This window comes from Winogradskyella haliclonae (assembly GCF_014635865.1).
Lineage (GTDB): Bacteria > Bacteroidota > Bacteroidia > Flavobacteriales > Flavobacteriaceae > Winogradskyella > Winogradskyella haliclonae.
Genome location: NZ_BMDQ01000001.1, coordinates 1,558,152 through 1,584,963 on the forward strand (window position 1 = coordinate 1,558,152; position 26,812 = coordinate 1,584,963).

At 32.5% G+C, this 26,812-nt stretch carries 28 protein-coding genes; 6 read left to right on the forward strand and 22 right to left on the reverse strand.

Going from position 1 to position 26,812, the window contains the following annotated elements:
- Window positions 1–3: 3 nt before the first annotated feature.
- The 9 genes from IEV10_RS07190 to IEV10_RS07230 form a co-directional block, all read right to left on the reverse strand.
- Window positions 4–831 (reverse strand): ABC transporter permease, encoded by an 828-nt coding sequence (locus IEV10_RS07190; RefSeq protein WP_188373997.1) that lies wholly within the window; start codon window positions 829–831, stop codon window positions 4–6.
- 54 nt (window positions 832–885) lie between these two features.
- Window positions 886–1,785 (reverse strand): ABC transporter ATP-binding protein, encoded by a 900-nt coding sequence (locus IEV10_RS07195; protein WP_188373998.1) that lies wholly within the window; start codon window positions 1,783–1,785, stop codon window positions 886–888.
- A 125-nt stretch (window positions 1,786–1,910) separates the two neighbouring features.
- Window positions 1,911–2,426 (reverse strand): IS1096 element passenger TnpR family protein, encoded by a 516-nt coding sequence (locus IEV10_RS07200; RefSeq protein ID WP_188373999.1) that lies wholly within the window; start codon window positions 2,424–2,426, stop codon window positions 1,911–1,913.
- A 33-nt stretch (window positions 2,427–2,459) separates the two neighbouring features.
- Window positions 2,460–3,500 carry a COX15/CtaA family protein gene (locus IEV10_RS07205; RefSeq protein ID WP_188374000.1) on the reverse strand — a complete coding sequence of 347 codons (1,041 nt, stop codon included), beginning with the start codon at window positions 3,498–3,500 and terminating at the stop codon, window positions 2,460–2,462.
- A 1-nt stretch (window position 3,501) separates the two neighbouring features.
- Window positions 3,502–3,954, reverse strand: a complete 453-nt coding sequence (locus IEV10_RS07210) for a GNAT family N-acetyltransferase (protein ID WP_188374001.1) — start codon at window positions 3,952–3,954, stop codon at window positions 3,502–3,504.
- Between the two features lie 24 nt (window positions 3,955–3,978).
- Window positions 3,979–5,394, reverse strand: coding sequence for a CCA tRNA nucleotidyltransferase (locus IEV10_RS07215; protein ID WP_188374002.1), 1,416 nt, complete (start codon window positions 5,392–5,394; stop codon window positions 3,979–3,981).
- An 85-nt stretch (window positions 5,395–5,479) separates the two neighbouring features.
- Window positions 5,480–6,151 (reverse strand): class I SAM-dependent methyltransferase, encoded by a 672-nt coding sequence (locus IEV10_RS07220; RefSeq protein WP_188374003.1) that lies wholly within the window; start codon window positions 6,149–6,151, stop codon window positions 5,480–5,482.
- Between the two features lie 10 nt (window positions 6,152–6,161).
- Window positions 6,162–7,001: an FkbM family methyltransferase gene (locus tag IEV10_RS07225; protein ID WP_188374004.1), complete on the reverse strand. Its 840-nt coding sequence runs from the start codon at window positions 6,999–7,001 to the stop codon at window positions 6,162–6,164.
- 41 nt (window positions 7,002–7,042) lie between these two features.
- Window positions 7,043–8,131: a glycosyltransferase family 4 protein gene (locus IEV10_RS07230; RefSeq protein ID WP_188374005.1), complete on the reverse strand. Its 1,089-nt coding sequence runs from the start codon at window positions 8,129–8,131 to the stop codon at window positions 7,043–7,045.
- A 63-nt stretch (window positions 8,132–8,194) separates the two neighbouring features.
- Here IEV10_RS07230 and IEV10_RS07235 point away from each other — a divergent pair, with 63 nt between their 5' ends.
- On the forward strand, window positions 8,195–8,953 hold the full coding sequence (locus tag IEV10_RS07235) for a lipopolysaccharide kinase InaA family protein (RefSeq protein WP_188374006.1): 759 nt from the start codon (window positions 8,195–8,197) through the stop codon (window positions 8,951–8,953).
- Window position 8,954: 1 nt separating this feature from the next.
- On the opposite strand, the gene IEV10_RS07240 is transcribed toward IEV10_RS07235, so the two are convergent.
- Window positions 8,955–9,716 carry a glycosyltransferase family 2 protein gene (locus IEV10_RS07240; RefSeq protein WP_188374007.1) on the reverse strand — a complete coding sequence of 254 codons (762 nt, stop codon included), beginning with the start codon at window positions 9,714–9,716 and terminating at the stop codon, window positions 8,955–8,957.
- 40 nt (window positions 9,717–9,756) lie between these two features.
- On the opposite strand from IEV10_RS07240, the gene IEV10_RS07245 reads away from it, so the two are divergent.
- Window positions 9,757–10,581, forward strand: coding sequence for a glycosyltransferase family 2 protein (locus IEV10_RS07245; RefSeq protein ID WP_188374008.1), 825 nt, complete (start codon window positions 9,757–9,759; stop codon window positions 10,579–10,581).
- A 27-nt stretch (window positions 10,582–10,608) separates the two neighbouring features.
- On the opposite strand, the gene IEV10_RS07250 is transcribed toward IEV10_RS07245, so the two are convergent.
- The 4 genes from IEV10_RS07250 to IEV10_RS07265 form a co-directional block, all read right to left on the reverse strand.
- On the reverse strand, window positions 10,609–11,646 hold the full coding sequence (locus tag IEV10_RS07250; protein ID WP_188374009.1) for a CDP-glycerol glycerophosphotransferase family protein: 1,038 nt from the start codon (window positions 11,644–11,646) through the stop codon (window positions 10,609–10,611).
- Complete coding sequence (locus tag IEV10_RS07255) at window positions 11,647–12,327, reverse strand: phosphocholine cytidylyltransferase family protein (protein WP_188374010.1); 681 nt, start codon at window positions 12,325–12,327, stop codon at window positions 11,647–11,649. It abuts the gene before it with no gap.
- A gap of 68 nt (window positions 12,328–12,395) precedes the next feature.
- Window positions 12,396–13,454 (reverse strand): glycosyltransferase family 9 protein, encoded by a 1,059-nt coding sequence (locus IEV10_RS07260; protein WP_188374011.1) that lies wholly within the window; start codon window positions 13,452–13,454, stop codon window positions 12,396–12,398.
- Between the two features lie 95 nt (window positions 13,455–13,549).
- On the reverse strand, window positions 13,550–14,365 hold the full coding sequence (locus IEV10_RS07265) for a 2,3,4,5-tetrahydropyridine-2,6-dicarboxylate N-succinyltransferase (RefSeq protein WP_188374012.1): 816 nt from the start codon (window positions 14,363–14,365) through the stop codon (window positions 13,550–13,552).
- 138 nt (window positions 14,366–14,503) lie between these two features.
- Here IEV10_RS07265 and ruvX point away from each other — a divergent pair, with 138 nt between their 5' ends.
- The 4 genes from ruvX (at window position 14,504) to mazG (ending at window position 16,858) form a co-directional block, all read left to right on the forward strand.
- A complete protein-coding gene (ruvX, locus tag IEV10_RS07270; RefSeq protein ID WP_188374013.1) occupies window positions 14,504–14,917 on the forward strand; it encodes a Holliday junction resolvase RuvX in 414 nt (137 codons plus the stop codon).
- Between the two features lie 73 nt (window positions 14,918–14,990).
- Window positions 14,991–15,581: a peptide deformylase gene (gene def, locus IEV10_RS07275; RefSeq protein ID WP_188374014.1), complete on the forward strand. Its 591-nt coding sequence runs from the start codon at window positions 14,991–14,993 to the stop codon at window positions 15,579–15,581.
- A gap of 11 nt (window positions 15,582–15,592) precedes the next feature.
- Window positions 15,593–16,018 carry a DUF5606 family protein gene (locus IEV10_RS07280; protein ID WP_188374015.1) on the forward strand — a complete coding sequence of 142 codons (426 nt, stop codon included), beginning with the start codon at window positions 15,593–15,595 and terminating at the stop codon, window positions 16,016–16,018.
- A 66-nt stretch (window positions 16,019–16,084) separates the two neighbouring features.
- On the forward strand, window positions 16,085–16,858 hold the full coding sequence (gene mazG / locus IEV10_RS07285; RefSeq protein WP_188374016.1) for a nucleoside triphosphate pyrophosphohydrolase: 774 nt from the start codon (window positions 16,085–16,087) through the stop codon (window positions 16,856–16,858).
- A 193-nt stretch (window positions 16,859–17,051) separates the two neighbouring features.
- On the opposite strand, the gene IEV10_RS07290 is transcribed toward mazG, so the two are convergent.
- The 8 genes from IEV10_RS07290 to IEV10_RS07325 form a co-directional block, all read right to left on the reverse strand.
- Entirely contained in the window at window positions 17,052–17,264 is a 213-nt protein-coding gene (locus IEV10_RS07290) for a hypothetical protein (RefSeq protein ID WP_188374017.1), read from the reverse strand.
- Between the two features lie 205 nt (window positions 17,265–17,469).
- Window positions 17,470–19,443: a DUF349 domain-containing protein gene (locus tag IEV10_RS07295; RefSeq protein WP_188374018.1), complete on the reverse strand. Its 1,974-nt coding sequence runs from the start codon at window positions 19,441–19,443 to the stop codon at window positions 17,470–17,472.
- Window positions 19,444–19,535: 92 nt separating this feature from the next.
- Window positions 19,536–20,294 (reverse strand): shikimate dehydrogenase family protein, encoded by a 759-nt coding sequence (locus tag IEV10_RS07300; RefSeq protein WP_188374019.1) that lies wholly within the window; start codon window positions 20,292–20,294, stop codon window positions 19,536–19,538.
- On the reverse strand, window positions 20,263–21,282 hold the full coding sequence (locus IEV10_RS07305) for a DUF368 domain-containing protein (protein WP_188374020.1): 1,020 nt from the start codon (window positions 21,280–21,282) through the stop codon (window positions 20,263–20,265). The genes IEV10_RS07300 and IEV10_RS07305 overlap by 32 nt, the downstream gene beginning before the upstream one ends.
- Window positions 21,283–22,257 (reverse strand): DUF368 domain-containing protein, encoded by a 975-nt coding sequence (locus IEV10_RS07310; protein ID WP_188374021.1) that lies wholly within the window; start codon window positions 22,255–22,257, stop codon window positions 21,283–21,285.
- 36 nt (window positions 22,258–22,293) lie between these two features.
- The gene (locus tag IEV10_RS07315; protein ID WP_188374022.1) at window positions 22,294–23,706 is read right to left on the reverse strand and encodes a tetratricopeptide repeat protein; all 1,413 of its coding nucleotides are present in this window, start codon (window positions 23,704–23,706) and stop codon (window positions 22,294–22,296) included.
- A 159-nt stretch (window positions 23,707–23,865) separates the two neighbouring features.
- Entirely contained in the window at window positions 23,866–25,041 is a 1,176-nt protein-coding gene (locus tag IEV10_RS07320; protein WP_188374023.1) for an aspartate aminotransferase family protein, read from the reverse strand.
- Between the two features lies 1 nt (window position 25,042).
- Window positions 25,043–26,791, reverse strand: a complete 1,749-nt coding sequence (locus IEV10_RS07325; protein ID WP_188374024.1) for an OstA-like protein — start codon at window positions 26,789–26,791, stop codon at window positions 25,043–25,045.
- Window positions 26,792–26,812: the final 21 nt, after the last annotated feature.

Genomic DNA, 26,812 nt, shown 5'->3' on the forward strand with positions numbered 1-26,812 from the left:
ATATTACAAATCTCTCTTTTTTAATAATCGGTAAGATAAAAAGATAAAAAGCGCCGTCCAACCCATAACTATAGCGACTTCACTAAAATGTACAGAATAGTCATAAGCCAAGTCCATTTTATCAGGGAACTTAGTCATCACCACACGCTGAAAAGGCTGGTCTATTAATTTGTACATAGACTCTAAAGGCATAAAATTTTTGACTTGGAATGCTTTATCAGCACTATCAAATATCTCATATGCACCCCAAAACACAAGCCATTCTACAATGTAGAGAATAAATAGAAAGGCTAAAGCAAATGCCGAACGCTTTAACAACATTCCAAAGAATAAACATAGACTAAAGAAACCAACAAGCTTAACAAAATAGGCTAGTAAAAACTCAACTTCTCTAAAAATAATGCTAGCTTCAGTATAACTTGAATAATACATACCAATACAGAATGTAGCTAATCCAATTAAAAGTGTTGCTGCTAGAGAGAAAAATACTATAGTGTAGAATTTTGAAAGTATAAACTCCTTTTTACTTAAACCATCAATGAGATTTTGCTTAAGCGTTTTGTTACTGTATTCATTACCTATCATGCTTACTACCACAATGGCAAAAAAGAACTTAAAATATGAGGCGCAAAAGGTTGTGATGTGCCAAATGATTGGGAAATTAAAAATCCCTAATTCTCCTAATTCTAAGGTAAAAAATCCGAAGAAATTTATTTTTATAGATGATAAAACTAAGACTGTAAATGGAAGTATAAAGCTAACAAATATGAGAACCTTACTTGTTCTGTTAAGCCAAAGTTTTTGTAATTCTAGTTGTATGAGTCGTATCATTTTTTCTGATTGGTTATATGAATTCTGTGAGAATTATATATGGTTTGATTGATGTTAATTTAGGTTGTCTGTTAATTGCAAGAATTGCTCTTCCAAGCTTTCTTTTCGTTTTACTAAATGCGAAAGCACTATGCCTTTCTCAAACATCAACTTATTAAAATCTGATGCTGACATTGGTTCAGTTAAAAATGCAGTAATTAAATCGTCTTCAGTTTTAATTTTATCAAAAAGCTTATGGTCTTCTAGGATAGAAATTAATTCGGATTGCTTTTCGGTTTTCAATTCAAAAAAGCCATGACTATTTATCATCTCATCTACACGACCAGAATAAAGTTTTTCGCCTTTTCTAAGGACAACCACATGCGAGCATACCTTTTCAACTTCGTCTAATAAGTGAGAGGCTAATAGTATAGTTGTGCCATCAGAAGCTATGTCTTTTATAATTTGTCGTATTTGGTGTATGCCTTGCGGGTCTAAACCATTAGTTGGTTCATCCAAAATTAAAATCTCGGGGTCGTTAAGTAGTGCAGAGGCTATAGCAAGACGCTGTTTCATACCCAATGAGTAGGTTTTAAATTTGCTGTCTTTTCTGTCTAATAAGCCAACGACATCAAGTTTTTCTTCAACTTTTTCTGTAGAAACCCCTTTAATTTTGCATACTAATTTTAAGTTTTGTTCAGCGGTCATGTATGGGTAAAAATTTGGTCGCTCTATAATTGCACCAACTTTTTTTAAGGCGTCATGCGTGTCTACGCTACCATCGAACCAATGAAAATCGCCATTAGTTTTGTTGACGACATTAAGCACAATACCTAATGTTGTAGATTTCCCGCTTCCGTTGGGTCCTAAAATGCCATAAACATTACCTTTTTGAATGGTAAAGCTTAAATCTTTAACTGCTGTGAGATAACCAAACTTTTTAGTCAGGTTATTAATGGTAAGGATATTCTCCAAAGTGATTAGTTTTTGATTGGTTTATGAGAGTAAGACGAGCCAACTATTTTTTTGTTACAATGTAAAATAAAAAAAAGCATTTCTATCAGAAATGCTTTTTGGGTATAAGTACTTTTTTCTATGGGTTAATTCCAGTTTTCGTCAAAATCTAAATCACTGTAATCATCGACGTCTATATCATCTTCAAACTCGTTAAACGCATCGTCTGTGTCTGCTTCAAAGTTTTTGATTGGCGCTTCGTCTGGTACTTGGCCTTGGACAAACATAAGATTTGGGTAATCTGTGCTTTCAGCTTCTTCAACTATTTCAGCAAGCTCTACAAAAAAGGTCCACATGTTTAAAAAATCATAAATATAAATCAGTCGAGTAGAAGCCTCATGCACTAAATCATTGATTTTAGTGCTGCTCATGACTTTTACTTTGTTGTGACCTTCACTAACATCAAACATCGCGATTTCTTCACCTTGATTCCACTCTTCATCACTAACATAAAACGATGCCATTTCCATACCATCAAAACCAAAAGATTGTGTAATGATATTGTGGAGGTCTTCCATAGAATCACTTTCGCGAATTTCTAAATCACGGAAAATATCTTCTTCGGTATCATTATCGAGTATAACTCTAAATCTGTAAATCATGTTATAATATTAATCAGCATGCAAAGATACGATTTAAGCTGAAGTTTCTATACTTTTTAGACGATGAGAATTATGACTTTCTAAAATAATATAAAACTGAATTCCGATTAATATTGTAGCAATAACTATATGTAATGGTTGCGTAGAAAACGGAAAGTTAAAATAATACATAGCAATACCAGTAACTATTTCTAGTGCAATACAAACTAAAACAAGTTTATATTTACTATAGCCCAGTTTGAGTTTGCGGTTTCGCAAAAACAACCAGACATTTAATAATAGCACTAAGATTGAAAGTGAACGATGAATGTAAAAGTTTAGTGGTGCTAAGCTTTGTATATCCCAATTAAAATAGCCATTTAACTTATTTTGTACATCTACAAATTGACGTACTTGTGTTCCTATAATAATCTGAATAAGAGTTAATATAGTGGCTACAATAAGGACATTTCTGAATCTTAAATCGAATTTTTGATCTTTACACGTTGATTTAGAGGTATAAATCAGATATAGAATTACAGCAACAATAACCAGTGCCATAACCATGTGAATGGTAATCTTGTATGGCGCTAAATTAGAATCGACAACGGTCTTGCCAAGCCAAGCCTGAAACCCCATTCCTAAAACTGTAAAAATCGACAGTAATAAGAACCGTTTTTTGTCTCTCCACAGCCAAATAGACATGATTGTAAAAATTAAAATAGGTAGCCCTGAAAGTGCACCCAAAAGCCTATTAATATATTCTACCCAAGTGTGTAATGGATTAAATATGGCATAATCGTGTTCTGTGTAGGGTTTCCAATTAGAGGCATTTCTTTCATTAGAAGAGGTAAAGTCTTTTGAAGCGACTTGCAACTCTTCATTTACAATAATGACGATACCTTTTTTATAATCATGGTTGGGTTTAAACTGAAGTTCAGAAATATCGGTTGGAGGAATATAATACCCAAAGCATTTTGGCCAATCAGGGCAGCCCATTCCAGAACCTGTCATACGCACTACAGCGCCAGCAATAATAACTAGATAGACCAATACTAATGCAACTTTAGCCGTTTTTCTGAATCTCTGTTTCATACTAGGTTAACTCCTTTTTAAAACAAACACTATTATCCATGTTTTTGTATTGACCATACTTAGGTATGGGAATATAATGACATTTTTTATAAAACTTAACAGCTTTTATTTGACGTTTCCCTGTTTCTAAAACACATGATGTAAAACCTATTTCTTTGGCCCAATCTTCTAAACCATTAAGAATTTGTTTTCCTAAACCTTTTTCTCTGGTATTTGGATTGACGTACATTCGTTTTATTTCGACTGAAGTTTCATCAAACTTTTTAAAAGCGCCACAACCAACAGGTGTTTTATCATTGTAAAGTACAACCACGTTGCTTAGGCTTTCTAAAGCGTTAAATTGATTATAAAAATCATGTTCTTCACCATCAGTAATCTTCAAATAGGCATCTAAATCTTTCACCAAATTGATGAAGTCTTTATTATTTGAAGTGGTTCTGATGAGTTTAAACATTTGATATTATAAGTTATTAATTCCTTATTCTTCAATCATCAATCCTAATGCTTTACCTTTTTCTAACATAAGTTTAAAAGCTGCTGCATGTTCGTTTGGGATATCACCTTCAAGAATAGCTTCTTTAATAGCTTCTTTAATAATGCCAATTTCTTTTGAAGGTTTTAAGTTAAAGGTTTTCATAATCTCCTCACCAGTAACAGGTGGTTGAAAATTACGTACATGGTCTCGTTCCTCAACTTCAACTATTTTATCTCTTACAATTTTAAAATTGTTATGATATTTCTTGAACTTTTTAGGATTCTTTGTTGTGATATCTGCTTCACACAAAGTCATTAAGTCCTCAACATTATCTCCAGCGTCAAAGACTAAACGGCGTACCGCAGAATCTGTCACTTCTGAAGCTAAAACAATTGGACGAGAACTCATAAAGACCATTTTCTGAACAAATTTCATTTTATCATTCAATGGCATTTTTAATCTTTTGAAAAGCTTGTATACCATTTTAGAGCCCACAAATTCATGACCATGAAAGGTCCATCCAATTTTTTTATGAAAGCGTTTAGTCGGTGCTTTACCAATATCATGTAGTAAAGCCGCCCATCGTAACCAAAGGTTATCCGTAGTTTTACAAATATTATCTACAACTTCTAAAGTGTGATAGAAATTGTCTTTATGACGTTGTCCTTCTTTCTCGTCAATACCTTTAAGAGCTGTGAGCTCTGGCATTATATAGTCTAGAAGTCCCGTTTTTTCTAAATGAATAAATCCAATAGATGGCGTACCACTTTCTAGAATTTTATGCAATTCTGTCACGATACGTTCTTTAGTAATAATAGTTATGCGCTCCTTGTTTTTTGATATGGCACTTAATGAGGCATCTTCAATTTTAAAATTAAGTTGCGTTGCAAAACGAATGGCCCGCATCATACGTAACGGGTCATCAGAGTATGTAATATCAGGATTTTGAGGCGTTCTTATGATGCCTTTATCCAAATCATTAATACCATTAAAAGGATCAAGAAGTTCACCAAAACTATTTTTGTTTAGCGCTAATGCTAGTGCATTAATTGTAAAGTCACGACGATTTTGGTCATCTTCTAATGTGCCATTTTCTACAATAGGGTTTCTACTATTCTCGTTATAACTCTCTTTACGAGCACCAACAAATTCTATCTCAATATCATCATGTCTAAGCATCGCAGTTCCGTAAGTCTTAAAAATTTGAACTTTTGGAGTGTTTGGTAAATTATTGGCAACATGTTGAGCTAACTCAATACCACTACCTATAGCAACAATGTCTATATCTTTAGCATTACCGCGTTCTAAGAAATAGTCACGTACAAAACCACCAATCACATAAGCATCAACTCCTAAAGCATCTGCGGATTGCGAAATAGTTTTAAAAACAGGATGTTGTAGTGCGTTTTTGTACTTCATTTTATCGAATAAAATAGACTTCGATTTTAAGATGCAAATTTACAACATAGTAAATGAAGACCCTAATTGTGTATACAAGAAAATACTAAACCGAGGTGCCTTTTTTAATCAATAGAATTTGGTAAGCGTCAATTAAAACTTCCCAACCTTTTTCTATCATATACTCGACAACAAGCTTGCCTTTTCCACCTCCAGGTAAGCCACAATCGTCAATAAGGACAATGGTTTGCTCATGAAGTTTATCTTCTGCAAGTTGAAACTCTTTTAAATGATGTTCTTGACTTTTTTGTTGAATATCTACATCTGTCCTCGAATAGTCATAACTATCTAAATAAAGTAAATCTATTTTTTGGCCAAACTCTGCTAGAAAAACAAGCGCATCTTGAAGTAAAACAGAAACATTTTTATCCAAACCTTGTTCAGTAACTGCAGATTGCGAACCTTTTACGGAATCTTCACTAATATCTACAGAGTACATTTTGGCATCATTTTGTTTTGCCCATTTTCCAAAAACTATAGTTGCAGCACCATCACCACGAGTAGCTTCAAGACCTTTACGAGATGTTCCTGTTTCGACAATAATTTTAGATTTTCTTTTATCTAAAAGCTCTAAGGTTTTTTTAAATGTGTTTCGTCGTCTTCTAAAGTTGTATTTAAAAGGCATAAATGGATATAAGGATTTATGCTTCGAAAATTTAATTCCAAAATGGATTAGTAATGCAAGAGCAATAACTCCAAGAATGTAATATAAAATCATGGTTGTGTTTTTATTCGAATAAAATATCTTCAGCCTTATCGTTTAGCTGTAATTCGTTTAAGTAGTCAAAAAATTCATTTGATTCATTTTCTAAAGAAAATGTCTTATTTCGTTTTATAAATGATGCTGTTTTAAAATGTGGTAAAATCAACTCCATAAATACCTCTTTTGATACGTTTGAAACATTTTCTAAATGATGAGGTACATATTCAACATATAAGAATTTCACCTTTTTTAAGCTCTCTTGCATACCCTGAAGAGCAAAATACTCAGCACCTTCAATATCCATTATAAAACCTGTTGGTTCAGGAAGGTTTTGTTGTTTGATATGTTCATCTAGAACAACCATATCTACTTTTACAGTTTTTGGATTGTCATAAGTGTATTGAGCGGCTTCTTTTATGGGCTTTATTTTACTTCCGCCAGTATTTACAGTACTTTGATAAAATTCAACTTCTTTATTTTCATTACCCACGGCGTAGTTGTATATTGTAACGTTTTTTGTGTCATTTAAATCTAGATTTTTCTCAGCATACCAATGCGTATTTTCATTGGCCTCATAACCTATAATCTGCTTTACTTTTTTTGCCAAGGGAATTAAAAGCGTCCCAACATGAGTTCCAATGACATAAACGATATCATCTTCCGAACACTTTTCTTTAATTTTATTAGCCTCATTAATATCCCAATGCCCTTTAAAACCAAGGCTTTTACCAATAGTTAAATCTTCAATAGGTAAAGCTATTATTCCGTTTTGAGATTCGTAAATTATACCTTTTGCATGCTCGCCAAAGATTTTTTTACGTTTCTGAGATTTAAGATTTTTGAAAAAATATTTTAGTTTACTCATGGAGTGTTGGTTGATTTAATCAGGGTATAAAATTAACCTTTTTATTGATTATTCTTTAGAACAGTTCTGTAGACTTCTAAATATTCTGAAGCTGCTTTTTTCCAGTCAAAACTTTTGGCATGTAATGCATAGGCTTTAGAAAGGTCAGTTTTATTTTTATCAAATTTATTAAGACCTTCTTTTACAACTGTTGCCATATAATCAGGATTGTAATTATCCCAATAAAAAGCATGGTTACCTCCAATTTCAGGTAATGATGTGTTGTTAGACATAAAAACAGGTTTACCAAAACGCATGGCTTCAATAGGCGGAATACCAAACCCTTCTCTAAGAGAGGGAAACACGAAAGCGGTACAATTTTTTAGATAATACTGTTTGTCAGTATCAGAAACTTTTCCAGTGATGAGTACACGATTTTCGAGTTTGAGACGTGATATGGTTTTAGCAAGTTTTGTTTTACCGTAATCTGTTTCATTTTTACCAGATAAGACAAGGTCAAACTCAGGTAAATGAGCTAACATTTCTACTAGTGTGTGTATATTTTTTCGTTCTGAAAATTCACCTATAAAATAGAAAAAGGGCCTCTTAGTATTCACTTTTGGAGTGTAGCCTTCTGGAATATCTACATCTGTAATAGGATTTCCATTATATATCACAAACTCTGGTACATTGGGGATTTTAAAATAGTTATGTGTTGATATCTTAGCGTAGTTAGAAATGTAAGTAATAGCGTTGCACCTGTTTAGTTTTTCTTGAAATCTAACGTTACGTTTATGCGACATGTCATTAGAGACTTCATCAACAAAATTTACATCGTGCACAGTTAAAACATAAGGAATATCAAAAAAAGGCTCAACCTTTATATTTTGATTTAAAGAATGCCATAGATTGTATTTTTTCTTAATCCTAAATAGCGGATATCTACTCAGTGATTTGTAAGTACGGTATTTAAAAATATTCCCGAATTCTGATTTTAGTTTTTGAGTATCTTTTACATTTAGTGTAATGTCTATATCTTCAGTATTTAAAGCAGCGATCCCTTTAATTAAATGATAATTAAATTGACCAAAACCAAAATTTAAGTTTTTGATGTTATGAGATTCAAGAAAGACTTGTGGTTTTTTGGACATGATGCAAAGAAATAAAAAAAATAGAACTAATTGTTTTTTGTTCAATAATTGTAATTTCGCAGCATGAAAAAAGTCTTTGCATTAGACAATAAAACATTTAACGACCAACTTTTAGATTTTATAATTAATTTTAAAAGTGAAGGCGATATGTTTAATGATGGTGATCGTAATGTCATAAAAACTAATACTATTGATGATGTTACAATTAATGTAAAGTCCTTTAGAACACCTAATCTTGTTAATAAATTTGTGTATCGTTTTTTTAGGAAATCAAAAGCACAACGTTCTTTCGAGTATGCACAATATCTAGAAAATAATGATATTGGTACTCCAAAACCTTATGGTTACTTTGAGAATACAGGTATACTATCTTTTGAGGACAGTTATTATGCAAGTGAACATTTACAGGCAGATTTAACATACCGGGAATTAACAACAAACTTCAAATATCCAAATCACGAAGCTATACTTAGAGCATTTACTAGGTTTTCTTATCAATTGCACCAAAAGGGGATTAATTTTTTAGACCATTCTCCAGGTAATACGCTTATTGAGTTAAATAATGGCAATTATAAATTTTATTTGGTGGACTTAAACAGAATGAAATTTGGAGAAATGGATTTTAAAACCCGAATGAAGAACCTCTCAAAACTTACGATTCATGAATCTATGATTAAAGTGATGAGTAATGAATATGCTAAAGTTTCTGGAGAAGATGAAATCCAGATTTTTAATACCATGTGGAAGGAGACTCAAGACTTTCAAGAACGTTATCACCGAAAAAAGCGATTAAAAAAGAAGCTTAAATTCTGGAAAAACTAAATTAGTCTTTATTCTTTTTCTGAAGCTCATAAAGCTTACTATACTTTAAAAAAGTAATGTTAGCAGTCTGAACACAAATTATAAATCCATTTAAACCATCTAGAAAACCTAATCTCAGAAAATAGGCTTTAAAGAAAGCCCAAGTGGGATTAAAGAATATTTTAAAAAAATTAGATGTTTTACCTTCTTTATAATATGCCTTTGAAGCAATAGTCGAGAAGTATTCTGTCTTTTTATTAAATTCTGAATACGATTGATATGTAATGTGTAAAATATCTCCTTTGAGATATCCTGTAGCTGTATTTTTATTTAAAGCAATACTATCATGTGGATTTATACCTTTCCATGAGGCTTTGCGTCTGTCAAAAACACGTAGTTTTCTATTAGGATACCAATCAGAGTGTTTTATCCATTGTCCACAAAAATTATTGAATCTATTGCTATAGTAACCATCGTATTTCCAATTATTTTTTATAGCTAAAATCGATTTTTGAAGTTCTTTGGATAAGGATTCGTCGCCGTCTAGAGAAACGATATAATCATTAGAAGCTTGATTTAATGCAAAGTTTTTCTGCTCTACATAGCCTAAAAATTTTTGCTCTATAAATTTTACATCAAATTTTTGACAGATTGCTTTTGTATCATCAGTAGAAAAAGAGTCGACAACCACTATTTCGTCAACAACATCTATCAAAGACTGTAAACAGTTTTCGATATTGCGTTCCTCATTATATGTAATTATGACTCCAGATAGTTTTATCATCCTTTAAATATCTATGTTGTAAAAGTAGTATTTTTGCTTCATGTCGCAAGAATTAAAAGCATCTGTAATTATAAGTACTTACAATCAACCAAAATGGTTGAAATTAGTGTTATATAGTTATCATTTACAATCTGTAAAATGTTTTGAAATTATTATAGCAGATGATGGTTCTGATGAGAATACTAAAACTGTTGTTGAAGATTTTAAAAGCAAAACAGATTTAAAAGTTGTACATGTTTGGCAGGAAGATGATGGTTTTAGAAAAACAGAAATACTGAATAAAGCTATTCTTGCTTCTGATTCGAGGTATCTCATTTTTACTGATGGAGATTGTATAGCTAGACAAGACTTTGTTGAAACACATTTAAAACTCCAAAAGCCCTCTTGTGCACTTTCTGGAGGTTATTTTAAGCTTACAGAAGAAGTATCTGGATTGATTGATAACCATGTAATTAAAAATCAAAAATGCTTTGATGTGGATTGGCTTCTAGAAAATGGACAACCAAAAACATTTAAACTCAATAAGCTCACAACATCAGACTTTAAGTCTAGATTTTTAAATACTATAACTCCAACTAAGGCAACTTTTGATGGTATGAATGTTTCTTGCTATAAATCTGATATTATTGCCGTAAATGGTTTTGATGAGCGCATGAAATATGGTGGAGAGGATAGAGAAGTAGGTGAACGTATGATGAATAATGGAGTAAAATTTCTTCAGATTAGATATAGTGCTATTTGTTTGCATCTATATCATGATAGACCATATAAAAATGAACAGGTGTTACTAGAAAATAAATCAATACGTAAGGAAACAAAAAAAGCAAAATCTAAATTTACTGAATTTGGTATACGTAAAAACTAGTAAAATTGAGATGAATTAAAAAAATCTTTAAGCCTTCCCAAAAATAGAATTTATCTTCATACGCCTTAAAAAAGAAATTTTTCTTCTTTTAGGAACCCCATTAATTTCTATATAATTTTGAACAGTTTCAACCATTCTCAAGGCAGATTTACCATCATTATAGGGGTGAAAATCATTATAAATAGTCTGACGTTGATTTGCAAAAGAATCTTCGTATAAATTGTGTTCAATTAGTGTATTTAACTTTGCGTAATCGTCAACATCATTCCAGTAAATTTTTTCAGAAATATTTTTAAATGTTATGACCGGTTTGTCTAACAAAAGAAACTCATAGATTACAGAAGATGTATCACTTACTAGCACATCAGCCATTAACAAAAACTTGATTATATTTTTCTCTTCTGCCACTATGATTCTTTTGTTGGTAGAGGCAAATGCTTTGTAATTTTCAACCCAGCCTTTATCCATAAGTGGATGAAATTTTACTAAAACTAAATAATCAGGATTTTTTAAAACTTCTTTTAAGGGTTCTATTAAAAATGGGGCAGAAGTTAGCTTTGGAGAAAAAGTAGGAGCATATAATACTATTTTTTTAGCATTAGATTCTTTGAGTAATTTTATTTTTTCTTTATCGTATTTAGATTTGTCTTTTCCGTAAATATCTAACTTGGGCCATCCGGTTTCAATAACATCAAAATTTTTATGTTCTTCTTTTAGTTCATTAAATCGATTTGTAAAATAAGGGCCTTGTGTTAAGTATAAATCAAAGTAATGCCTAATCCTAAAATGGCCTTTTTTTTCTCCTGCTAAGCCATGAAAAATCTGAACTTTTAAACCTCGTAAATAATGTGGGACTTCATTTCCTGGAACAAAAATGGCATCGCTATTAAATGCTTTAAGGTCCGATATTTTTAAGGTATAATTATCAGAAGTATACGGGAAGTCTTTTTTTATTTTATCTGTTATAAACCAAATATAGTCATATCCTTTTTGTGTCAAAACCTGCTTAATAGGTTCTAAAATCCCAAATGCATAATTGTTTTGACAAAAAAGAATAGTCCTCATTTAGAGCATATTGTTTACATTTTCTAAATCTTCTAAAAAATCTATCTCCATACAATTATATTGAGAGATATCGACAGCTTGTATTTTTAGACCGTCATTTTCAATGCCAGTTTCTAATCCTCGTTCAAAATAATCATTAACATCACAAGCTTCTAAATGTCTAATGAAAGTTTTGATGTCCTTAGATGAAATAAAATTAATACCAACTGCTTCTCCAAGTCCATTTTTCACAGTTTTAGAAAGTTCGTTAATATACCCATCTTTTAAGGTGTATTTTACTTCTTCTTCTGCAACTTTACTGGTGTTAACAGCAACAAAAGATTCGTCTTTTTTAATGTAAGGGTCTAAAATATCAAGAAGTCTTTCATCAAAAACAACATCGCCATTGAACCATAGTACAGATTTATCCTTATGTTTTTTTAGAGCTTGTAGTAAACTCTTAGAGGTATTTGTTCTGTCAAAAAAGGGGTTATAGACATATGTTAGTTCCGGAAAGCGTTCCATAATAAGGTCTTTTTTAAAACCAACAACAACATTAATGTCATCTATATCGTAGCGGGAAGCAATATTATCGGTTTGCATCTTCATAATGCTTTTTCCATTTTTCAATGGCGTAAGTGGCTTAGGAAAAGGATTGCCAAGACGAGAACCAATACCAGCTGCAAGAATTATAATTTTCATTGTTTAGTTGTTTGTTTTAAAAATACAGTTTTTGAGAACGCAAATTTAGGTATTATCAAGCATAGATTTTACTTTTTTCTACCTCTTAAGAATTTTATTAACTCTAACCTAAAGTATTCGGGTTTAAATTTCTTATATACATTAAATATATCATCTTTGATGCTTTTTTTGTCAAAGCCAGACATATCTACATAATCACTTAAATGAACAGCCACATGCTTTTTTGTTTCGGATGTTCCAAACCAATTTTGTTTGTTTAGCGCAGGATTAAATATCGTAAATGTAGGAATATCCAATGCCTTAGCCATATTAACTGCACCACCTTCGTTTCCTATTAAAGCGGTGCAATGTGCAGTTATTCCTAAAAACTCTCTAAGGCTTTTTCCAAATACATTAAAATAAATTTGACCTTGTGTGTCTGTTTTGCAAAGATCATAAATGGCTTTTGCGTCCTCTTCTTGTTTTGGAATATAATTGAATAAAATTTGTGCGTTTATATTCTCTTTGGCAATGTTATCTAAGACTTTTGCCATATAGGAAAATGGGTATGTTTTTTTTGGACTACTTCCCAAAACGCTAATCATATAGATTGGTTTTTTAAGATTTAAATCTTTACCTGTTAAATAGTCTTTGGCATCATTAATCTCTCTACCTATTAGATATATTTTAGGTGAGATGTCCTTAAATTTAATATCAATAAACTCTAATAGTCTTATTCTATTTTCAATAGCTAAACTTATACCATATTCGGATTTTGTTTTTCGTTTTAGTGTATCTGTATAGATAAAAGAATTATAATTTTTGTGATAAGAAATGCGGATTGGAGATTTGGAGAAATAGCTAATAATATTACTACTTAACTTTCCATAGACATCAATCACAACATCATACTTTTCTTTTTTTATTTGTTTTGCAAAAGAGAGTAATTTTAGTTTGCTTTTTTCGTGTTCTGGAGTGAAAAACTGAAATTTATCTATATAGGGATTACCTTCTACAACAGGGTAAGTGTGGGAGTTGATGAGGTAATGTAATTGTGCATCAGGATATTTGATTTTAATAGCTTCAAATAGAATGCTAGACGTTAAGACGTCTCCAATCATTTTTTGCTGAATGACCAATACCTTCATTAGGGCAAATTACAACTAAAAAACACCAAACTCCAAAAAGAATAGACGTTAAGGATTTTGATGTTTTTACTTATTTATTATTGAACTAGGAGTTTTTAAACAGCAACATCGTATTCACGAAGCGCATCGTTTAAAGATGTCTTCTTATCCGTGCTCTCTTTTCGTTTTCCTATAATTAATGCACAAGGCACTTGGAATTCTCCAGCACTAAATGTTTTGGTATAACTTCCAGGAATAACAACAGAACGTGCTGGTACACGACCTTTCATTTCAACAGGTTTGTAACCAGTGACATCGATAATTTTTGTACTCATAGTGAGTACCACATTTGCACCCAGAACAGCTTCTTTTTCAACTCTAACACCTTCGACCACAATACATCTTGAGCCTATAAATGCACCATCTTCAATAATAACTGGTGCAGCTTGTAATGGCTCTAATACACCACCTATACCAACACCTCCAGAAAGATGAACATTTTTGCCAATCTGAGCACAGCTACCAACGGTTGCCCATGTGTCTACCATTGTGCCTTCATCGACATAGGCACCAATATTTATATAACTGGGCATCATAATCACACCTTTTGAGATATATGCACCATGGCGAGCCACTGCATTTGGTACAACTCTAATACCCTTCTCTGCATAACCTTTTTTTAGTGGTATCTTATCGTGATACTCAAAAATACCAGCTTCTAGCGTTTCCATTTTTTGAATTGGGAAATACAATACGACTGCTTTTTTTACCCATTCGTTAACCTGCCAACCATTGTCAGTTGGTTCTGCAACTCTTAGTGTTCCACTATCAATAAGGTTAATGACTTCTCTAATAGCATCTGTGGTTTCTGTATTTTGTAATTGAGAACGGTCATTCCAAGCCGTTTCTATAATAGATTGTATGTCTCTCATGGTCCTATAAATTAAAGTCCAAAGATAAGCGCCTCAAAAAAATCTATGAAACTATTTCAGAAAATTTGTGAGTATTTACAAAAGTGTAAAATAGTCAACATTATAAATCTTTATATTCTAACTATCTTTGCGGCAAATATGGGAAGACTTTTAGCTATAGATTACGGAACAAAGCGCACAGGAATTGCAGTTACGGACGAGCTGCAGATTATTGCATCTGGCTTGACAACTGTTGATACTAAGGAATTGATTCTTTTTCTGAAAGAGTATACGTCTCAAGAAACTGTGGATAAAATTATAGTTGGCTTACCAAAACAGATGGACAATACAAACTCTGAAAGCGAAGTTTACATTCAGAAGTTTTTGGTAAAATTGCAACATCAAATTTCAAACATTCCTATCGTAAGAGTAGATGAGCGTTTTACGTCTAAGATGGCATTTCAAACAATGATAGATAGTGGTTTGAGTAAAAAACAACGTCGAAATAAAGCTTTGGTTGATGAGATAAGTGCCACGCTTATTCTTCAGAGTTATATGTCTTCGTTACAGTAGCGTTACAATTATTATAAAACACCTTTAAAAATACATTAAGAATTGTATTTTTGCCTGCGTAAAAATTAAAATCATGATTTTACCAATAGTTGCATATGGCGATCCAGTTTTAAAGAAAAAGGCTGTAGAAATCGATAAAGATTATCCAAAGCTTGAGGAACTTATAGCCAACATGTACGAGACAATGTATGGTGCTTATGGCGTTGGTTTAGCAGCACCACAAATTGGTTTGGCCATACGTATGTTTTTGGTAGATACAGAGCCTTTTGCAGAAGACGAAAGTTTTTCAGAAGAGGAAGCTGCACAATTAAAAGCATTTAAAAAAACATTTATAAATCCAATAATTCTTGAAGAAGAAGGTGATGAATGGGCGTTTAATGAAGGCTGTTTAAGTATTCCAGATGTTAGAGAAGATGTGTTTAGGCAACCAAAGATTAAAATACAATACCAAGACGAAGATTTTAATACACATGTTGAGGAGTATGATGGTTTAATAGCTAGGGTTATTCAGCATGAGTACGACCATATTGAAGGTGTTTTGTTTACTGACAAACTATCATCGTTTAAAAAACGTTTGCTAAAGGGAAAGTTACTTAACATTTCTAAAGGTAAAATTAGAGTAGATTACAGAATGCGCTTTCCTGCAATGAGTAGAAAGCGTTAAAAAATATACACATGAGTTTAGATAAAATTTTATCGATTTCTGGGAAACCAGGATTGTACCAAATCGTAACACAAACACGCACAGGAGCAGTAGTCGAGTCTTTAATAGATAAAAAACGTATTACTGTTGGTGCTCATAGTAATATTAGTATTCTTAGTGAGATTGCAATATATACGCTTGCAGAAGAAGTGCCATTACGCAATGTTTTAAGTTCTATTAAAACAAAATATAATGGTGAACAAACTGATATTAGCCATAAGGCAAGTAAAGATGAATTAGAAGAGTTTTTCTTCGATATTTTATCTGATTATGACGAAGACCGTGTTTATGCTTCAGACATTAAAAAAGTAGTACAGTGGTATAATATTCTTCAAAAGAATGATTTGTTAGGTGCGCTTGAAGACGAAGAAACCGCTGATGTTTCTGAAGAAGAATAAATCTATTTCTATAGCATTTTATTATTTAAAATTGTGGTAATTTAGACCGTAAATTATTACTGATTTATGTCTGAAAGAACTACCCAATTAAAAGCCTTTGATCGTCTGTTAACCATCATGGATGAGTTGCGTGAGCAATGTCCATGGGACAAAAAACAAACGATGGAATCCTTACGTCATTTAACCATCGAGGAAGTTTACGAACTTGGTGATGCTATTTTAGATAACGACTTAGATGAGGTGAAAAAAGAATTGGGCGATGTGCTTTTGCACATTGTGTTCTACTCTAAAATCGGTAGTGAAACCAAAGATTTTGATATTGCAGATGTGTGCAACAGTATTTGCGATAAATTAATAGAAAGACACCCACATATTTATGGCGATGTTGAGGTCAATGATGAAGAAGATATCAAGCGTAATTGGGAACAGTTAAAACTTAAAGAAGGTAAAAAGAGTGTTCTTGAAGGCGTTCCAAAAAGTTTACCTTCTATGGTAAAAGCCAATCGTATTCAAGATAAAGTAGCTGGTGTAGGTTTTGATTGGGAAAAACCAGAACAAGTATTCGAAAAAGTAGAAGAGGAATTAGCAGAACTTAAGGCAGAAATCTCTGCGGGAAATAAAGAGCGTATAGAAAGTGAATTTGGCGATGTTTTATTCTCTATGGTTAATTATGCACGCTTTCTTAAAGTAAATCCAGAAAATGCTCTAGAACGCACCAATAAAAAGTTTATAAAGCGTTTTCAATATTTAGAAGAGAAATCTAAACAACTCGAAAAGCCTTTAAAAGACATGACTTTATCCGAAATGGATGTGTTCTGGGAAGAGGCCAAAAAATTATAAGTGTTAAAGTCTGCACTTTAAAAATCCAAATAAAAATCTTAGCCGTAACTATAATAGAAACTCTCAAAAGAGATTTCTTCTTTGTAGAATCTTAATTATTATTTAGCGGTTGTAATTAAGGTTAATTTAGTTTAGTTAGGGCAAAACCCACTTGTGAGAACAAGTGGGTTTTGAGATTTAATTGTAATTCTAATTAACTGAAATAGTTTTTTAGCATAAACTCAGCAGAAGCATATTTACCTTTAATGTCTCTAACGATTTTTAAGGCTTTATCAGATTTGATTCTTTCTCTTGAGTAAATTCCTATTCCACCCCCAAACCAATTAAACACTAAATGCAGTATATCTGATTTGGCATCTAATTCATTAATATTTAAATCAGGAATCTCATTCACATGATTAAGCATGAAATCATTATCAATGTTTTTATTAAAAACGACTTGATTTCGTTAGAGTAATCAGCAAATTGTTCAATTTCAATCAGAGGAGCCTTAGTTTTAATAAGACGTTTAGCTTGAGCTTGGATATCAGTTATTTGCCTAAGTATATTTCTTTGCTTTACCAAATATGAGTATATCTTGAATAAGTGAATTTTGGATTAAAATCATCTTTTTAAGAATACATCTCACGTACACGCTTTAACTTACTCTTCCAAGTTTCTAAAGATGCTTTATGCTTCTCTATATTCTTATGGACATCTTTTACTAATGGATTATCATCTTTAACGTTAGAGAAAAACTGTAAGTTGTTTTCTAATTGGTTAATTTCGGACTTAACCTCGTCAATTTTTTTACGGATAAAATTTTGCTCGTTGTCCAGTTGTCGCGTGTCATCACCACCAGAAAGGTTTTCTAATCGACCTTCAAAACGAATCATTTCTAACTTAGATTTATCCATTTTCAACTTATCGAAAGCAGCGTCAATGGCTTTGTAGAATTTTCCGTCAATAAAACGCTTGTTTTGCGGTACAAAGCCTAGGGCTTTATAGGTTTTAATCTTGTCTTGTAGTTTGATAATATCCGCTTTTGCATCATCAGAAAATTCAAAAGATTTTAAGCTTTCTAATAATTCTTTCTTCTTATCAAAGGCATCGTAGAGTTCTTGATTTTCGGCTTTACGTTCGGCATGCATACGATCAAAGTAGTGGTTGCAGGCATTTTTAAACTGCTTCCAGATTTTATCAGAATCTTTTCGTGGCACGTGACCAATAGTTTTCCATTGGTTTTGTATGTCTTTCATTAAAGGTGTTACCGTAGCAAAATCATCACTATCTTTATTGCCCTCAGCAACTTTAATCAACTCCAACTTCTGTTGTAAGTTGGCATATTGGTCTTTCTTTAAATTCTTGTAGAATTTATTCTTACTACGATTAAATTCTCTTACGGCATCTTTAAATTTTTTCCAAGTCGCTTCATTTTGTTTTAAAGGGACTTTACCAGCATTAAAGAACTCCTCTCGTAAAGCTTCGAGTTGTTTAATACGTTTTTGTATAACGTTATGCGAGTTAGACTCTTCTGCATTAAGTGCTTTTATCTTTTCGATAATATCTTCTTTACGGACCAAATTTTTCTCGTAAGCCTTATCTAAATCAGCGTAATAGTCTTGACGTTTGTCATGTATTGTTTTTGTGGCATTACTAAAACGTTGCCAAATTTCTTCGCGATGTTCTTTGCCAACTGGACCCAATTCTTCTTTCCATAACTTATGCAATACTTGCAACTCTCTAAAAGAATGATTTACATTTTCTTCGGCTGCCAATTCTTCTGCACGTTGGATAATTTTAAGCTTTTGCTCGTAATTATGCTTAAAGTCCATATCGCGTAAATCGCGATTAAGATGTAAAAAGTCATAAAAGCGCTCTACATGATGATGGTAGGTATTCCATGCATTATTGTATTTGTCTCTTGGAATTGGTCCTGCATTTCGCCATTTTTCTTGTAGCTCTTTAAAGTGCTTATAAGTTTCTCCCATGTTTTCTTCAACACCAACAAGGCCTTTGATCTCTTCAATAATGGCTAATCTGTTTTCAAGATTATCTTTTAGAGATTTTTCACGGTCTTTATAATACGCATTTATAGATTGCTTGTATTCTTTTGCAGCAGAATTGAAACTCTTTTTTGTATCGTTGGAGTAATAGAAGTCAATACTATTTCCTCCATCAGCAATAAATTCTTCCTTTTTCTCTTCTAAAAGTGCAGAATATTTTGAATTAAACTCTGATTTAATCTCTTTTACATGAGAAGAAATCGTTTGTATTTTATGGTTTTTGAGAAGTTTTTCGAATTCAGAAACCAAGTCTTCCATGCTCATAGCATGATAATCCTTGTCTTCTAATTTATGGCGCTCTGCATTAGACTCATCTTCAGCATCTTCAGCATTTGAGCTTTCAATTTCTTCAACATGAGTTTCTTCTGAAGTATTCTCATCTACAACTTTAGTCGCATCGGCTATAGTGTCTGAAGTCTCTTCAGGAACACGCTCTTCAGTTTTTGCTTCAACTTGTTCTTGGTTTGGGGTTGCTTCCGCTTTTGTTTCATCAACCTCTTTTTTTCCATCTGCGTCTTGCAGGTTATCTATCTCAGACATTTGTCAAAAATTTAAATGTGGACGTTAAAGATAAGAAATGCCTTAGAATTACAAAGTTTTTAAAAGTTAAACAAAAGTCTAAATTAAAGACTTTAACTATTCCAGATTTCCCAAGATTTTTCGGCTTGTAGCTCTAACATTTTTAGGCCATTTATGGTCACTGCATTTTGGGAAGCTCCTAATTGCAAAAATTTTGTTTGCTCTGGGTTGTAAATGAGGTCGTAAAGAATATGATGTTCAGAAATGGCATCGTAAGGAATATCTGGACAGGCATTTACATTTGGGTATGTACCTACTGGCGAGCAATTAATTAAAATCTGATGTGCTTTTATAATCTCTTCAGTTAATTCTGAATAGACAAATGTGGCATTTTCTTTTTTAGCCCTCGACACAAAATGAAACTTGATTTTTAGCTGCTTTAAAGCATAAGCAATAGCTTTAGAAGCACCGCCAGTACCAAGAATTAATGCTTTTTTGTGATTATTGCTTAAATAAGGTTTAAGCGATTTTTTGAAACCATAATAATCGGTATTGTAGCCAATCAACGTTCCTTTTTTGTTAATTTTTATGGTGTTGACAGCACCTATTTTTTTTGCGCGTTTATTCAATTTATCTAAAAAAGGAATTATAGCTTCTTTGTAAGGAATGGTAACATTTAAACCTTTAATAGCTTCAGAATTTTGAAAAATGTTTTCAATTTCTGAAATATGCTCTAGGTCAAAATTGACATATTTATGTGGTAAATTTTCTGCTTGAAACTTTTCAGCAAAATAACCTCTAGAGAATGAGTAATCGATGTTTTTACCGATTAATCCAAATTTATATGTTAACTCGTTTTGTACGTTGTCCATACCATTCTAATGCTAAAACTATTAAAATTCCAAAAACAATATAAGCAATGGCGATATAGGTTTCAGAATTTAATTCTGGTAAAAAGCGTTTATAGTTTTCTATAACTGGAGCACCAGTTGAATCTAATATTTGAGAGCCATCTTCAGCTATTTTATACTTGGTTTCTTTCCATGGCCATACAACGCCAAGTGAGCCAATAATAAATCCAATGATTGTGGAAAGAGTAATGCTTTTGTAGTGCTTTAAGATATAATTTAAAACATGAGAAAAAGTAACTAAACCAGTCACAGATCCTAATGTAAAAACAGATAGTACTTTAAGCATGCGCATACGTGTTTGGTCTTTTACAAATTCAAAATTACCTGTAAAGATATCTGCGATAGTGTCATATAATGCATTAACAGAATCTACGAGTAGCAATACGTAATTACCTAGCAAGATAAGTATAAAAGAGCCGGAGAACCCGGGAAGAGTCATCCCAGAAACACTTATAATACCACAGAAAAAGACAAAAATTAAATTATCATTTTCCATTGCGGGATCCATAAAACTTATGCTTATACCTATTATTGTACCAATGATTAATGCGATAACAGTTTTGGCACTCCATTCTTTAAAGTCTTTATTAATGTAATAAATAGAACCTAGTATCATCCCAAAGAATGTACTCCACACATAAAGTTGGTAATGATCAATGAGGTAATCTAAAATTTTAGAAACACTAAAATAACTGATAATCATTCCGAAAAAAAGTAGGAAAAGAAACTTACCGTTTACATAGGTATAAAAGCTTTTAAAACGACCATTAAAAAGAAGTTTAAATGCCGTTTTATTGACCCTTTGAAGTGAGTAAATAAACTCTTCATAAAATCCAGCAACGAAAGCGACAACACCACCTGAAACTCCAGGGACTTTATTGGCAGCACCCATTGCTAGTCCTTTAACAACTAAAAATATACGATCTTTTAATGAGCGGGTATTTTCCATTTAGACCTTAGTGTTTTCTTTCCCTTTTCCTAAACGCTCAAGAATGAGAATAGTTAAAAACCCAATAATTATAAATACAATTGCCATTACCAATTGACTATCACCATTAAAATGTTGCGGTAAAATGCTTTTTTCTAAAAGCGGTACTTCTATGTTTTCAGAATTTAGTCTCGTTGTTAAGACTTTTTTCCAAGGCCATATTTTATTTAATGAGCCAATCATAAAACCGGTTAAAATAGCTAGAGTGATGTTCTTTTTATGTTTAAACATCCAGTTCAAGATTTTACTAAAAACTTTGATACCTATTACAGCTCCTATAGCTAATAGTATAAAGTTTATTAAGGCGTCTTTAAACAGTTCTATGTTACCAGTAAACAAGCCATCTCTTAGGTTATTTATTGTATCAATTGCTGTTTGGTATGCGCCAAGTATTAGTAAAATAAATGCACCAGAAACGCCTGGTAAAATCATAGCTATTATGGCTATGAATCCGCAAAATAGCAGATAATATGGGCTTTCTGGTGAAGCAAAAGGTTCTGCTAATGTAATATAGTAGGATAGGATAGAGGTTAATAGTATAGCTAAAATCACTATTGGCGACCAGTTTTTTATTTGCTTAGCAATGTATAGGATACTCGCTAAAACCAATCCAAAAAAGAATGACCATAGCAAAACGGGTTCATTATGTAGTAACCATTTTATCAATTTTGCTAAAGACAAAATACTGATGGCAATACCCATAAATAATGCTAGTAAAAAACTACCGTTTATAGCCATCCAAGCAGTTTTAAAACCTGAAGTTTTCCATGTTTTAAAAAAACTTAAGCTAAGATTATCTATACTCTCTATAAGTTCTTCGTAGATACCAGAAATAAAAGCAATAGTACCACCAGAAACGCCTGGCACAACATCTGCAGCACCCATGGCAATGCCCTTTAAGGAAATCGTTAGATAGCTAAAAAAACTGCGTTGCATAATTAGATTGTAAATGAAACGCTAAGGTATGGATTTTTAGTCTGAAGATTTTTTTGAAGCCGAAATAATATCCTTAACAATTGGCTTATTTAAAAGATTAGGAAATAACTCTTCAATTATAAAATCGTATTCGCTATTAAGTCGTAATGCGTTTTTAAGATGATAACGTCCTTTACCTTGCTCAAGAGTTTTAAAATAAAGCCCTCCCAAACGATATTCTATCTCAGCTGATTCTGGATAAAACTCAATAGCCTGAAGAAGATTAAATATAGCCGCCTCATATTCACCTAGCTTAATGAGTATATCTGTGCGGTTTAACCATGTGTCTATCTCATAGTTGCCAAGTTCTAATGTGCGCTTGAAACCTTGTTCTGCTTCTTCGTAAAAATTTAAACGTAGATTAATTTTAGCGTATAGCTTCCAATACAACACATTATCACTATCAATGTTTACAGCTTTTCTAATGTAATGTAATGCCTTTTGGTAATTTTGATGCTTTGCATAAAACTTAGTAATAGCTATCCATCCTTTGTCTAGAAGCGGATCTTCTTCTACAGTACGATTAAAAAACTGAACAGCTAAATCGTCTTGGTCTAGTTTTTCGTAGCAGTGCCCAATTCTTAAAAGCGCAAAAGATGTTGGGTCCTCAAGCGCCAAAGTTATTTTATAATTCTCGATGGCTTCATTATATTTTTTTTGCTTTTCTAATACCTTACCTTTTTCGAGATAAGCACCAACAAATGTATCGTCAGAAATTATGGCAAAATCAAAAGCTGTACTTGCCCTTTTATAATCTTTAATAGCAAAATACTGTCGTCCTAATTGATGCCAGGCAATTTCGCAATAAGGATTAGAATCTAGATAGGCATTAAGAAAATCTATAGCCTCTTCATTCTTATCTAAAAAATCAAAACAATAGATAATATTATGCAAAGCTGAATAGTCTGTGCGATCTACTTCTAAGCATTTTTGAAAATATATTAAAGCATTTTCAAATTGATTTAAAAATAAATACTCCATACCAATGAGGCCGTACAAATCACTTTCACCTTCAATTGTACTAGATAAATCTAAAGCAATTAATAAGGCATTTATAGCTTGTTCGTGTAAGTCTTGTTTAGAAAGGACATTAGCTTTCTGAATATAGATTTCTTCATTATTTGGTTCTAGATAATGGAGTTCTTCTAAGATATCATTAGCTTCATCAAACTTGTTTTCAATAACAAGTATTTCAATTTTAAATAGCCGAAGGTTTATGGATGTTGGATGCTGTTGTAAGCCAAGTTTTATAGCTTTTTTTGCTAGTGAGATTTTTCCATTCTCGAGGTAATGGTGAATGATGTTTTCGAATTCGTCTGAATCAAAAAACAAAACGTCATTTGTTTTTAGCATGGACTCAAACTTTGTGAGGGACATATTATTAAAATCTCCATTTTGACTATACTCCATAGGCAGATATATTGTTCAATAAAATAAATTTAGTGTTATAGATTGAAGTTTTAATTTTACGGTCTTAATGTTTTTAACAAAATAGTTAACAGCGTAATTCTTAATAAAAATGACGCAATAGTCGTACCATAGCGCTTATTCTTACTGATAAATTGAAGATTATATAGTGTCTAGAATGCTTTTAATAATCTGGCATCCTTTGATAATTTCTTTATCTGAAATGGTTAGTGGTGGTGTTATTCTGATGGCTTTGGGTTCAAAAAGCAACCAAAAAAGAATTAAACCTTTGTCTTTTGCTTGTAAGATAACCTGATTTGTAATTTCTGGAGACTCCATCATCAATGCTAACATTAAACCTCGACCTCTAATGGCTTTAATTTTTGGATGCTGAAGTTCTTTTCTAAATAATTGTTCCTTTTCTAGAGCTTTAGACGTTAAATCTGATTCTATAATTTCTGTTAATGTTGCTAATGCAGCTGAAGCAATAACTGGATGACCGCCAAATGTAGTAATATGTCCAAGTTTTGGGTTGTCTTTTAAGTCAGCCATGATATCTTGAGAAGCTGTAAAGGCACCAATAGGCATGCCACCACCAAGACCTTTTCCTGTGACCAAAATATCAGGAATGCAATTATAATGCTCAAAGCCAAATAACTTTCCTGTGCGTCCAAAACCTGGTTGTATTTCGTCTAAGATTAGTAAGGCACCAACCTCATTACATTGTTGCTGTACCTTTTGTAAGTAATTGTTTGTTGGTTCTATAAAACCAGCGCCACCTTGTATGGTTTCCAAAATTACAGCAGCTGTTTTTTCTGTAATCTGATTTAAGCAATCATCGCGATTAAAAGTTATATGCTTTATGTCAGGTAGTAAAGGTAAAAAAGGACGTTTTCGTTCTTGATAATCCATTAAGCTTAATGCGCCTATTGTATTGCCGTGATATGCATTTTTAGCAGCAATAATCTCACTGCGACCAGTATGTCGACGTGCCAATTTAATACTTCCTTCTATAGCTTCAGTTCCCGAATTTACAAGGTAAGTCGTGTTTAAAGATTCTGGAAGATGCTTAGCTAATAACTTTGTCAGTGCTACTGCAGGCTCTTGAACGTATTCGCCATAGACCATAACATGCATGTATTGATCTAACTGATTTTTTATTGCAGAAACGACTTTTGGATGACGATGCCCAAGCGGTGTTGCCGAAACACCAGCAACAAAATCGAGGTGACCTTTTCCAGAAGTATCGTAGATATAGCTACCTTCTGCATGACTAACTTCTATTGCCAATGGATGTGGCGTTGTCTGCGCTTGATATTTATAGAAATCGTCTTGCATATTAGTTACCAGAAGGCTTCTCTTCTTTTTTCTTCTTTGGCAGATTTCTTGCGGCTTTATTCTCTTTTTTCGGATCTTTGGGTTTGGCGGCTTCAACACGTTGTCTCACATCTTCATCAAAGAAATCTTCAGGTGGAACATAATCATCTAGACCTTTTATAATTGGGAGGTTTAGTGGTGGGTCATCTTTAAATAAATCTTCTACACTATTTGGTCTTTCATCTCCTCGCCAATCAAATCCGCGAAGTCTATTCGCATTTTTAGGAAATAGAGATTCTGGGCTTAAATCACCATCTACTTTATTAATTAAGTTTATCTCTTCAATATCGTTATCAGAAATTTTAATATTGATACTTCCAGATTTTGATTTATTAATACCTATAAGTTCGCCCAAGCCATTGCGAGAATAATAGATGACTTCGGCATTTTTAATGATATCTACATTATATAATTCATTATCTTTAAAAAGACCAATGAGTTCTTTTCCTTTAGTTTGGTTATAGGCATCATCACTTATGGTGTCTTTACTTACTAAAAATGCATTATTAAAGACTTTTAGAGAATCTAACTGTTCGGTTTTTACATTAGATATTAAATGGATAGTATCTCCTGACATTTGATTGCCTATATTCCAAAGTAGAGGTTTTCGTTTAGCAGCAAATGGATCTTTAGAATTAAAACGCGCCAAGTTTATCATTTCTGTTAAACCTGTTTTATGGTCTGCATGTATAGAATCCGCTTTCCCAGCTAGGTCTTTTTTATAAATTTTGACATTGTAAAAAGCCCTTGTAATACGATGGTCTTCTGGACCAGTAAGCATCAGCGTATCGCTATGCATATAAATTGAATCTTTTTCTTGTACGGTTATGGCAAGCGCACGTTTTGTAATAAAAACAGAATCTTTGGCCTTCCACACTTCTGCATAATGCCCTTTTACAATACTATTATTTATAGTATCTGTAACTTTAATATTGTTAGTTGCTGATGCAAAGTTTAGGTTACGGTCAAAATAAATACTATCACCAATAACCTCTCTGTCATCATAATTTATTTTTGCATTACGTTGAAAATGTCCAAAATTTTCTTGTGTATCGTAAAAACCGCGTTCGCAATAGATATCGTTGCCTTCACCACTTATGGTTGAAGGTCCAAAAATATAGGCATGACCAGAATCGTTAAAAAAATCAAGGCGTTTAGTCTTTAACGTATATTCAGGATTAACTAGTACAACACTATCAATAAACTGATACTTTTTATTTTGCATGTAATAGCGTCCAATTTTACTTGTAATTGTACCTGAAGAATCTCTAACTACCTTTCCGGAAACATCATAGTATGCTTGCTGTTTTGCACGGTCAAAATGAAGCTTTTCGGTGGTTAATGTCGATTTTGGGTCTTTAAGAATAACATCGCCACGAGCAAAAGCCAGTTCTGTTTTCCCGCTATATTCAATGTATTTAGCAGTCATGGTTATGGTATCGCCTTGCACCATACGCACATTACTAAAAGCTTCTATAAAATCATCTTTTTTATAAAGTATGGCTTTATCACAATAGACATTTACACCATTATGAACAAAATGGACTTGCTGTTGGTTGTCTCTTAAAAACGTAAAAGAGCCTTCCTCTTTACCTTTCTCAGTAAAACCTTTACCAGCAAATACAATGTTTATACTTTCCTTTTTTTGAGAGAAGCATATAGTTGTTAGAGCACAACAAAGTATAAGACATGTAAATTGAAGTCGTTTCAAAACTTTAGTATTTATTGACTA